This window comes from Sphingomonas sp. (assembly GCF_036677245.1).
Classification (GTDB): Bacteria; Pseudomonadota; Alphaproteobacteria; order Sphingomonadales; family Sphingomonadaceae; genus Allosphingosinicella.
Genome location: NZ_JAKFCG010000121.1, coordinates 1 through 1,631, shown reverse-complemented (window position 1 = coordinate 1,631; position 1,631 = coordinate 1). Strand labels below are relative to the sequence as shown.

General features: G+C 66.2%; 3 protein-coding genes. All 3 read right to left on the bottom strand.

From position 1 onward, the window contains the following. Window positions 1-510, bottom strand: a 510-nt coding sequence (locus V6M48_RS12365) for an ATP-binding cassette domain-containing protein (RefSeq protein WP_332812833.1), incomplete at its 3' end; no start/stop codon positions are given. After that, window positions 507-1,409 carry an ABC transporter permease gene (locus tag V6M48_RS12360; RefSeq protein WP_332812832.1) on the bottom strand — a complete coding sequence of 301 codons (903 nt, stop codon included), beginning with the start codon at window positions 1,407-1,409 and terminating at the stop codon, window positions 507-509. The genes V6M48_RS12365 and V6M48_RS12360, both read right to left, overlap by 4 nt. Further along, the coding region (locus V6M48_RS12355; RefSeq protein ID WP_332812831.1) for an ABC transporter permease subunit at window positions 1,406-1,631 on the bottom strand (226 nt) is incomplete at its 5' end. The genes V6M48_RS12360 and V6M48_RS12355, both read right to left, overlap by 4 nt.

Sequence of the window (1,631 nt, the reverse complement as noted above, 5' to 3'; positions counted from 1 at the left end):
CACCATCATGCCGATCATCACGCGCTGGCCCATGCCGCCCGAGAGTTCGTGCGGGTAGAGCTTGTACACCCGCTCCGGCTCGCGGATGTGCACGGCCTCGAGAATGCCGAGCGCCTTCTTCTTTGCGTCGCTGCCCGAGATGCGGCGGTCGCCGATGCGGATCGCCTCGACGATCTGCTTGCCGACGGTCATCACCGGGTTCAGCGAGAATTTTGGATCCTGCAGGATCATCCCCATCCGCCCACCGCGCAGCGAGCGGCGGAGCTTTGGGCTGGCTGACTTCAGGTCGATGCCGTCGAAGTTCATCCTGTCGACGCTGATCCGCGCATAGGGCGGCAGCACGCCGAGCAGGGCGCGGCCGGTGAGGCTTTTGCCCGAGCCGCTCTCGCCGACGATGCCGAGCTTTTCGCGCCCGAGCGACAGCGACACGCCGCGCACCGCATCATTGTAGCCGCCTTCGTCATTGCGGAAGGCGACGTGGAGGTTCTCGATCTCGACGAGGTTGCTCATTTGCGCTGCCTCAGGTGCGGATCGAGCAGGTCGCGCATCGCGTCGCCGAGCAGGTTGAAGCCGAGCGAGACGATGAAGATGGCAAAGCCCGGGACGGTCGCCACCCACCACTGGTCGAAGATGAACTTGCGGCCGGTGGAGATCATCGCGCCCCACTCGGGCAGCGGCGGCTGCGCGCCGAGCCCGATGAAGCCGAGGCCGGCGGCGGTCAGGATGATGCCCGCCATGTCGAAGGTCATGCGCACGATCACCGAACTCAGGCACATCGGGATGACGTGGAACACGATGATCCGGAACTCGCTGGCGCCGGCGAGGCGCACCGCGTTGACATAATCTGAGTTGCGCACCACCAGCGCCTCGGCGCGCGCCAGCCGCGCATAAGGCGGCCACGCCGTGAGCGTGATGGCAAGAGCTGCGTTGACGATGCCCGGCCCGAGCGCTGCAACGAAGGCCAGCGCCAGCAGGAGTTTGGGGATGGCAAGGAACACGTCGGTGACGCGCATGAAGATCACGTCGACCCAGCCGCCCACCGTGCCCGACACCGCGCCGATGATCAGCCCGATCGGCGCAGAGGTGACGATCACCAGCGCCACGATCAAGAGTGTCAGCCGCGAGCCGAATATGACGCGCGAGTAGATATCGCGGCCGAGTTCGTCCGCCCCCAGCCAGAAGTCGGCCCCAGGCGCTGCGAGCCGGTTGGCAAGGTCGGGCAGATACGGATCATGCGTCGCCAGCAGCGGCGCGAACGCTGCGCAGAGGAGCAGCAGCACGACGATGACCAGCCCGACGACGCCGAGCGGGTTGCGCATGAAGCGGCGGACGAACACCTTGAACTCGGCCCAGCGGGCGGCGCGTACGGCGCGCTTCGGGTCGTCGACGAGATCGGGGACGACACTCATTTCGCGAACTCCCGCGAGCGCGGATCGAGCGCGCGGTACAGCACGTCGCTCAGCATGTTGAGAAGGACGAACACCACGCCGACCAGCAGCGTGCCGCCAAGGACGGCGTTCATGTCGGCTGCGAACAGCGATGAGTAGATGTAGTTGCCGATGCCCGGCCACGAGAAGATCGTCTCGATCAGCACCGAGCCCTCGAGCAGCCCGCCATACGAAAGCGCAATC